Source organism: Streptomyces sp. NPDC014889, from assembly GCF_043081205.1.
Taxonomy (GTDB): Bacteria; Actinomycetota; Actinomycetes; order Streptomycetales; family Streptomycetaceae; genus Streptomyces.
This window is the reverse complement of sequence record NZ_JBIBWH010000005.1, coordinates 189,900-199,541: the sequence shown is the minus strand read 5'-3', so window position 1 is coordinate 199,541 and position 9,642 is coordinate 189,900. Positions and strand designations below refer to the sequence as shown.

The 9,642-nt window shown below is 75.0% G+C and carries 1 protein-coding gene; it reads right to left on the bottom strand.

The features are described 5' to 3' along the window. Positions 1–17: 17 nt before the first annotated feature. Positions 18–9,605 carry a type I polyketide synthase gene (locus ACF09J_RS11680; protein WP_392305215.1) on the bottom strand — a complete coding sequence of 3,196 codons (9,588 nt, stop codon included), beginning with the start codon at positions 9,603–9,605 and terminating at the stop codon, positions 18–20. Positions 9,606–9,642: the final 37 nt, after the last annotated feature.

Below are 9,642 nucleotides of genomic sequence, written 5' to 3'. Positions count from 1 at the left end.
CGTGTTCCAGCTCTCTTTCAGTTCGCCGAGTTCTCGGCGGCCAGCCGCAGCAGGGCTTCGGCGTCCATGTCGTCGAGGTCGAGGAGGTCCGCCGCGTCGTCCGCCGCGGTGGCGCCGTCCTCGGTGTCGTCGGACTCGGCGAGTTTCAGAACCATGTCGAGGAGGCCCGCCTTGCGCAGCCGTCCGATCGGGACGGTGGCGAGGGCCTCACGGATGCGGGCGTCGGGGTCGTCCGCGCGGCCGGTGTCCGCGTCATCGGGTGCGGTGCCGTAGAGCAGCGAACCGATGTGCTGGGCCAGGGCCGTGGGAGTCGGGTAGTCGAAGACCAGGGCGGCCGGCAGCGGCAGCCCGAGGGCGGAGCGGAGCCGGTTGCGCAGTTCGACGGCGGTGACGGAGTCGAAGCCGACGTCGCGGAAGGCGCGCGAGGCGGGCACCGCGTCGGGGCTGTCGTGGCCGAGGGTCGCGGACGCCTCGGCGCGGACGGCCTCGACGAGGGCCCGGCCGCGCTCGGCGGTGGGCAGCCCGTCCAGGCGGGCACGCAGCGGCGGCGCGGCCGCGCCCGAGCCGTCGGAGGCCGGAGCCTCGTCGGTGAGGGCCGCGACGGCTTCCGGGACGGTGCTCAGCAGGGCGCTGGGGCGGTTCGCGGTGAAGGCGGGCGCGAACATCTCCCAGTCCATCAGGGTGACGGCGAGCGCGGTGTCGTCGTCCTCCAGCATCTGGTCGAGCGCGCCCAGCGCGTGTTCCGGTTCCATGGCCAGGACGCCCTGGCGGACGAGCCGGTCGTGGACCTCCGGGTCGGTCGCCATGCCGACCTCGCCCCAGGTGCCCCAGGCCACCGACGAGGCGGTCAGGCCGAGGGACCTGCGGTGCTCGGCGAGGGCGTCGAGGTAGGCGTTGGCCGCCGCGTAGCCGGGCTGGCCGCCGCTGCCCCAGACCGCGGCGCCGGACGAGAACAGCACGAACGCGTCCAGGTCGAGGCCGGCGGTCAGCTCGTGCAGGTGCCGGGCGGCGGTCAGCTTGGCACGCATCAGGGCGTCGAGCTGTTCGAGCGTCAGGTCGGCGACCGGGGCGTCGTCGTGGGCCACCCCGGCGGAGTGGAAGACGGCGGTGAGCGGCGCGTCCTCGGGCAGTCCCGCCAGGAGCGCGGCCAGCGCGTCCCGGTCGGCGGCGTCGCACGCGGCGATCGTCACGCGCACGCCCAGCTGCTCCAGTTCGCCGCGGAGTTCGGCGGCTCCCGGGGCGCCGGCGCCGCGCCTGCTGGTCAGCACCAGGTGTGCGGCGCCCTGTTCGGCGAGGCGGCGGGCGACCCGGCCGCCGATGCCGCCGGTGCCGCCGGTGACGAGGACGGAGCCGCGGACCGGCGGACGCTTCCCCGAGCCGGGAACGGCCGGGGCGGCGTGGGCGAGGCGGCGGGCGAGCACCCCCGAGCCGCGGATGGCGAGCTGGTCCTCGCCGCCCGCGTCGGCGAGCAGTCCGGTGAGCCGGGCGGCGGTCCGGGTGTCGACCGTCTCCGGCAGATCGATCAGACCGCCCCACCGGTCGGGGTGTTCGAGGCCGATGACCCGGCCGAGGCCCCACAGCGCGCCCTGCTCGGGGCTGCTGAGGATGTCGCCGCGGCCGGCGGCGACACCGCCCCGGGTCAGGCACCACAGGGGCGCGGTGAGCTCCGCGTCGCCGAGGGCCTGGACGAGGGCGAGGGTCTGGGCGAGGCCGAGGGGTACGGATCCGTAGTCGGTGTGGAGTGCCTCGGCGGCGGCGAGCAGCGAGACCACGGCGTGGAACTCCCCCTCGTCCTCGCGGAGCTGGGCGAGCTGCGCAGCCCAGGCGGCCCGGTCGGTGCCCTTGGCCTCGAAGCGGACGGTGTCCGGGCCGAGCGCGTCGAGGACGGCGGCGATCCAGGGGGCGCCCGCGTGGTCCGGCGAGATCACCGCGAGGAGCCGGCCCGCGGGCCGGGAGGCGCCGGGTTCGGCGACGCGGTTCCACTCCACGTGGTAGCGCAGGGCGTCCACGCGGGAGCGGGTGAGGGAGCGGGTGCGCCAGGCGGACAGCGCGGGCAGCACGTCGCCGAGCCGGGAGGCCCCGTCGTCGGCGGGGAGGCCGAGTTCACCGGCGAGCGCGTCGAGGTCCTGGTTCTCGACCAGTTCCCAGAACGCGGTGTCGGAGGCGTCGGCGGTGCCCGCGGGAGCGGCGGCCTTCGGCTCCGGCCAGAAGTCCTGCCGCTGGAACGGGTAGGTCGGCAGGTCGACCGGCGCGTACGCGGGGCGGTCGAAGACGGTGGTCCAGTCGACGGCGATGCCGTGGGTGTGCGCCTCGGCGAGCGAGGTGAGGAACCGGCGGCGGTCGCCGTCGTCGCGGCGCAGCGTGCCGAGGACGGCGGCGGTCTCGGCCGCCTCCAGCCCTTCCTCGGCGACGCTCTCCTGCGTCTCCTGGATCGGGGCGGCCAGCACCGGGTGGGGGCTGATCTCGACGAACACGCGGTGTCCGGCGGCGATGAGGGCGCGGGTGGCGTCCTCCATCAGCACCGTCTGCCGCAGGTTGGTGTACCAGTAGGAGCCGTCGAAGGCGGCCTCGTCGAGCCGGGCGCCGGTGACGGTCGAGTAGAACGGCACCTCGGGGGTGCGGGGGCTGACGGGGGCGAGGACGCGGGCGAGTTCGTCGCGCACGGCTTCGACGTGCCGGCCGTGCGAGGCGTAGTCCACGGACACCTTGCGGGCCCGTACGTTCTGCTCGCGGCAGGTTTCGAGGAGTTCGTCGAGGGCGTCGGCGTCGCCGGAGACGATCACCGAGGAGGGGCCGTTGACGGCGGCGATGGACAGTGCCTCGCCCCACGGCTGAAGGAGTTCGGTGACGCGTTCGGCGGGCGCGGAGACGGACATCATGCCGCCGAGCCCGGACAGCTGGGGCAGGGTCTGGCTGCGCAGCGCCACGACGAGGGCGGCGTCCTCCAGGCTGAGCGCCCCGGCGACGCAGGCGGCGGCGATCTCGCCCTGCGAGTGGCCGACGACGGCGGCCGGTTCGACGCCGTGCGCCCGCCACAGCGCGGTGAGGGCGACCATCATCGAGAACAGGGCGGGCTGGACGACGTCCACGCGCTCCAGGAGCTCCGGGTCGCCCTCGCCGGCCAGCACCTCGTGCAGGGACCAGTCGGTGTACGGGGCGAGCGCCGCGGCGCAGTCGTCGACGGCGGTGCGGAACACCTCGGAGCCGGCGAGGAGTTCGCGGCCCATCCCCCACCACTGGGAGCCCTGGCCCGGGTAGACGAAGACGGGTCCCGCGGAGTCGGGTCCCGCGGTGCCGGTGACGACGCCGGGGGCGGACGCCGAGGACACCACGGCCTCCAGGCCGCGGGCGAAGTCCTCGGGCCGGCTGCCGAGGACGACGGCGCGGTGGTCGAACGTGGACCGGGTGGTGGCCAGGGCGTGCCCGACACGGGCGGGCGCGGCGGTGGCGCCGGCCGTCGCGGTCAGCAGCCGGGACGCCTGCTCGCGCAGCGCCTGCGCGGACTTGGCGGACAGCAGCCAAGGGACGAGCGGGCCGTTCTCGGCGTCCCCGGCGGGCTCTTCGGCGGGCTGTGCGGCGGGCTCCTCGGCGGGCGGGGCCTGCTCCAGGAGGAGGTGGGCGTTGGTGCCGCTGATGCCGAAGGAGGAGACACCGGCCCGGCGGGGGCGGTCCCCCGCGGTGGGCCAGGCGGTGCGCTCGCGCAGCAGGGTGACGGCGCCGGAGGTCCAGTCGACGTGGCTGGAGGGCTCGTCGATGTGCAGGGTGCCGGGCAGTTCGCCGGCCTGCATGGCCATCACCATCTTGATGACGCCGGCGACGCCCGCGGCGGCCTGGGTGTGGCCGATGTTGGACTTCACCGAGCCGAGCAGCAGCGGCTGCCCGCCGTCGCGGCCCCGGCCGTAGGTGGCGAGCAGGGCGCCGGCCTCGATGGGGTCGCCGAGCTTGGTGCCGGTGCCGTGCGCCTCGACCACGTCGACGTCGGCGGCGCCGAGTCCGGCGTTGGCGAGGGCCTGGCGGATGACGCGCTGCTGGGAGACGCCGTTGGGGGCGGTCAGGCCGTTGGAGGCGCCGTCCTGGTTGATGGCGGAGCCGCGGACGACGGCGAGGACCCGGTGGCCGTGGCGGCGGGCGTCGGACAGCTTCTCCAGCAGGACGACGCCGACGCCCTCGGCGAGGGTCATGCCGTCGGCGGCCTCGGCGAACGGCTTGCAGCGGCCGTTCCTGGCCAGCGCGCGCTGCCGGCTGAAGCCGACGAACGCGTGCGGGGTGGCCATGACGGCGGCGCCGCCGGCCAGGGCGAGGCTGCTCTCGCCGCTGCGCAGGGACTGGCAGGCCAGGTGCATCGCGACCAGGGACGAGGAGCAGGCGGTGTCGACGGTGACCGCCGGGCCCTCCAGGCCGAGCAGGTAGGAGACACGGCCGGACAGCACGCTGGCCGCGGTGCCGGTCATCATGTGCACCTCGGTGCCCTCGGTGCCGTTCTGGACGCTGCTGGAGTAGTCCTGGTAGCTGGCGCCGAAGAAGGCTCCGGTGGCGGTGGAGCGCAGCGACTCGGGGTCGATGCCGGCCCGCTCCAGGGCCTCCCAGGAGGTCTCCAGGAGCAGCCGCTGCTGCGGGTCCATGGCGAGCGCCTCGCGGGGCGAGATGCCGAAGAACCCGGCGTCGAAACCGGCGGCCTCGTGCAGGAACCCGCCGTGCACGGAGTAGGTGCGGCCCTGCCGGTCGGGGTCCTGGTCGTAGAGGCCATGGGCGTCCCAGCCGCGTTCGGCGGGGAACTCGGAGATGACGTCGGCGCCGTCGAGGGCGAGCCGCAGCAGCTCCTCCGGGGTGTTCGCGCCGCCGGGGAAGCGGCAGCTCATGCCGACGATGACGATCGGGTCGTCGTCGGCTCCGGCGGTGACCGCGGCGGCGGGCCGGTCGCCGGACGTGCCGGTGGTGCCGAGCGCGGTGGCCTTGAGGAACGTGGCGAGCGCGACCGCGTTCGGGTGGTCGAAGACCATGGTGGACGGCAGGGAGAGCCCGGTCGCGGCGACGAGGCGGTTGCGCAGGTCGACGGCGGTCACCGAGTCGAAGCCGATGTCGCGGAAGGCGCGGCGCTCCGGGACGGTGTCGGCGGAGGCGTGGCCGAGGACGGCGGCGGTCTCCTCGCGGACCAGGGCGAGCACGATCCGGTCCTGCTCGGCGGCGGACACGCCCTGGAGGCGGGCGGCCAGGCCGCTGCTCGCGGTGGCGGTCGCGGCGGGCGCGGCCCGGTCGGCCAGCAGCCGGGCGACCTCGGGGATCCGGTCGAACAGGTGCGAGGGGCGTCCCGCGGTGAAGACGTCGTGGTACGTGCCCCAGTCGATGTCCATGAGGCCGATGACGGTCTCGTCGTCCTCCATGACACGGGTCAGGGCGGTCAGCGCCAGCTCCGGGTCGAGGTACTCGAGGCCGCTGCGGCGGATCTGGTGCGGGTCGGCCAACTCGCGTTCGAGGTCGTCGGGCCACTTGCCCCAGTGGACGGAGGTGGCGCGGGCGCCGCGGGCGCGGCGCTGTTCGGCGAGCGCGGACAGGTAGGCGTTGCCCGCGACGTACGCGGCGTGCACGCCGCTGCCCCACATGCCGGCGGTGGAGGAGTACAGGACGAAGTCGTCCAGCTCCTCGTCGTCGAGGAGTTCGTCGAGGATCCGGGCGCCGGTCACCTTGGCGTGCACGACCTCGGCGAACGCGTCGACGGTGGTGTCGGCGAGGGCGGACAGCTCGATGACGGCGGCGGTGTGCACGACCGTGCGGACGGTGCGGCCCTCGGCCTTCAGTCCTTCGAGCAGCGCGGCGACCGCGTCGCGGTCGGTGATGTCGCAGGCCGCGAACCGGGTCTCGGTGCCCGCCGCCCGGAGTTCGGCGGCGAGTTCGGCCGCGCCGGGGGCGTCCGCGCCGCGCCGGCTGAGCAGCACGAGGTGCTCGGCGCCCCGGGCGGACAGATGGCGGGCGAGTCCGGGGGCGAGGGTGCCGGAGCCGCCGGTGATCAGGGTGGTGCCGCGCGGATTCCAGGAGCGGGCCTTGCGGCGGGTGTCGCCGCTCGCGCGGACGATGCGGCGGGCGAGGACGCCGGCGGGCCGGACGGCGAGCTGGTCCTCGTCGCCGAGCACGCCGGCGAGGGCGGCGACGAGCCGCTGGGCGGCGCGCGCGTCGAGGGCGGCGGGCAGGTCGACCACGCCGCCCCAGCGGCGGGGGTGCTCGACGGCGACGGTCCAGCCGAGACCGGCGACCTGGCTCTGCAGCGGCCGGGTGACGGGGTCGGAGGGGCCGGTGGAGAAGGCGCCGCGGGTCAGGAACCACAGCGGGGCGTGGACGCCGGCCTCGCCGAGGGCCTGCGCCAGTGACACGGACAGCGCGAGCCCGAGGGTCAGTCCGGGATGGCGGACGGAGTCCTGTTCGGCGTCGGCGAGCACGGAGACGATGCCGGTGAGGCCGTCCGTGTCGGTGAGGTGCTCGCGCAGGACGGCGGGGTCGGTGCAGGTGTCGTCTAGGACGAGGCGGCGCACCTGGGCGCCGCCCGTCTCCAACGCCTCGGCCACGTCTGTGTCGTCGCCGCCGCCGGCGGCGGCGGACACCAGGAGCCAGGTGCCGTCGAGGGTGGCCCGGGGGACCTGGGCCAGCGGCTCCCAGGTGACCCGGTAGCGCCAGGAGTCGACGGTGGAGCGCTCGCCGCGGGTGCGGCGCCAGGAGGCGAGGCCGGGCAGGATCGCCGCCACGGACTCCTCGTCCGTGCCGAGCGCCTCGGTGAGGGCGGAGACGTCCGCCTGCTCGACGGCCGCCCAGAACTCCGCGTCCATCGGCGCGGTGGCCGAACGGTCCACGACGGCACGGCTGATCCAGTAGCGCTCGTGCTGGAAGGCGTACGTGGGCAGGTCGACGCGGGTCGCGCCGGTCCCCTCGAACAGCGGGGCCCAGTCGACGTGCACGCCGCGGACGAACACCTGGGCGGCGGACAGCAGGAAGCGGTCGAGACCGCCGTTGTCGCGGCGCAGGGTGCCGGAGGCCACGCCGGCCACTCCGGCGTCGTCGATCATGTCCTGGACGGACATGGCGAGGACGGGGTGGGAGCTGACCTCGATGAAGGCACGGTGCTCGGCGGCGAGCAGACCGCGCACGGCGTCGGCGAACAGGACCCGGCCGCGCAGGCTGCGGTACCAGTAGCCGGCGTCCATGGCGGTGGTGTCCAGCCAGTCGCCGGTGACCGTGGAGAACAGGGGGATCCCGGACGCCCTCGGAACGACCTCCGCCAGCAGTTCGAGGATCTCGTCGTGCAGGTCCTCGACATGGTGGGAGTGCGAGGCGTAGTCCACGGGGACGCGGCGCACGCGCACGTCCTCGGCGGTGAGCAGGTCGGCCAGCTCGTCCAGGGCGCCGGGTTCGCCGGAGACCACGCAGGAGCGGGGGCCGTTCTCGGCGGCGACGGACACCCGCCCGCCGAACGCCTCGAGCCGGCCTTCCACATCGGCGACCGGCAGCGCCACCGACATCATGCCGCCCCGGCCGGCCAGGCTGCGGCCGATCGCCTGACTGCGCAGCGCCACCACCCGGGCGCCGTCACGCAGCGACAGCGCACCGGACACCACGGCGGCGGCGATCTCACCCTGCGAGTGACCCACCACCGCGTCCGGCTCGACACCCTGCGCACGCCACACCGCCGCCAGGGACACCATCACCGCGAACGACGCGGGCTGGACCACGTCGACGCGCTCCAGCGTCGGCGCACCCTCCACGCCCCGCAGGACGTCCTCCAGCGACCAGTCGGTGAACTCGGCGAGCGCGGCGGCGCACTCGGCGATCCGCTCGGCGAACACCGGCGACTCGTCCAGGAGTTGCGCGCCCATGCCCACCCACTGGGAACCCTGGCCGGGGAAGACGAAGACCGTACGGCCGTCGATGTCGGCGGCGCCCTCGACGAGTCCGTTCCAGGACTGGCCCCCGGCCAGCGCGCGGCTGCCGGCGAGCAGGTCGTCGCGGCCGGCCGCGACGACGACGGCCCGGCGCTCCAGCAGGGCACGTGAGGTCAGCAGGCTGTGGCCGACGTCCTGGGGGCGCGGCTCGGTGTCGGCGTCGAGGCGGGTGACGAGGGCGGCGGCCTGGTCGCGCAGCGCCTGCTCGGAGTGGGCGGAGAGCAGCCACGGCAGGGCGCCCGGCACGACGGCCGGCTGCTCCGGGGCGTCCTCGGCCCCGGCGTCCTCGGCGGGCACGGGGGCCTGTTCGAGGACGGCGTGGGCGTTGGTGCCGCTGATGCCGAACGAGGACACGGCGGCCCGGCGCGGACGGCCGGTGTCCGGCCAGGTGACGGCCTCGTCCAGGAGGCGGACGTGGCCCGACTCCCAGTCGACGTGGCTGGAGGGCGATGCGGCGTGCAGGGTCGGGGGCAGGACGCCGTGGCGCAGCGCCATGACCATCTTGATGACGCCCGCGACGCCCGCGGCGGCCTGGGTGTGGCCGATGTTGGACTTCAGGGAGCCCAGCCACAGGGGCTGTTCGGGGCCGTGCTCCTGGCCGTAGGTGGCGAGCAGGGCCTGGGCCTCGATGGGGTCGCCGAGGCGGGTGCCGGTGCCGTGCGCCTCGACGGCGTCGACGTCGGCGCCGGTGAGGCCGCAGTTGCCGAGGGCCTGGCGGATGACCTGTTCCTGGGCTCGGCCGCTGGGGGCGGTCAGGCCGTTGGAGGCGCCGTCCTGGTTGACGGCGGAGCCGCGCAGCACGGCGAGCACGGGGTGGCCGTTGCGGACGGCGTCGGAGAGCCGCTCGACGACGAGCACGCCGACGCCCTCGCCCCAACCGGTGCCGTCGGCGTCGTCGGAGAACGCCTTGCAGCGGCCGTCGGGGGCGAGGCCGCCCTGGGCGCTGAACTCCACGAAGACGGACGGCTCGGCGAGGATGGTGACGCCGCCGACGACGGCGAGCGAGGACTCGCCCCGGCGCAGCGACTGGGCCGCCATGTGCAGGGCGACGAGGGAGGAGGAGCACGCGGTGTCGACGGTGACCGCGGGGCCTTCGAGGCCGTAGACGTAGGAGAGGCGGCCGGACAGCACGCTGGCGGCGGTGCCGGTGAGGGCGTGGCCGTGGAGTTCGGCGGCGGTGTCCGCGGAGGGGGCGCCCCAGTGGTAGGAGCCCACGAACACACCGGTCGAGCTGCCGCGCAGGGAGGTGGGGGCGATGCCGGACCGCTCCAGGGCCTCCCAGGAGACTTCCAGCAGCAGGCGCTGCTGCGGGTCCATGGCGGTGGCCTCGCGTGGCGATATGCCGAAGAAACCCGCGTCGAAGTCGGTGGCCTCGTAGAGGAATCCGCCCTCGTGCGTGGAGCTGCTTCCCTCGCCCTTTCCGGTGAGTGCCTCGATGTCCCAGCCGCGGTCGGCGGGAAATCCGGAAATGGCGTCCCCGCCGGATTCCACGAGTTCCCACAGGGATTCCGGCGAGCTCACTCCGCCGGGCAGCCGGCAGCTCATTCCGACGATCGCGACGGGCTCGTTGTCGCGGGATTCCAACTCGCCTATACGACGGCGGGCGCGCCGCAGATCGTTGGTGACCCGGCGAAGGTAGTCGACAACTTTTTCCTGCTGGTTCTGCTGGGGTTCCGGCATCGGGTCCGTCCTCGTCATCGGGTCGCGAACGAAAGCT

Excerpts from the sequence above, each read along its gene's own strand:
- ACF09J_RS11680 (WP_392305215.1), bottom strand. The coding sequence starts at position 9,605 with ATGCCGGAACCCCAGCAGAACCAGCAGGAAAAAGTTGTCGACTACCTT.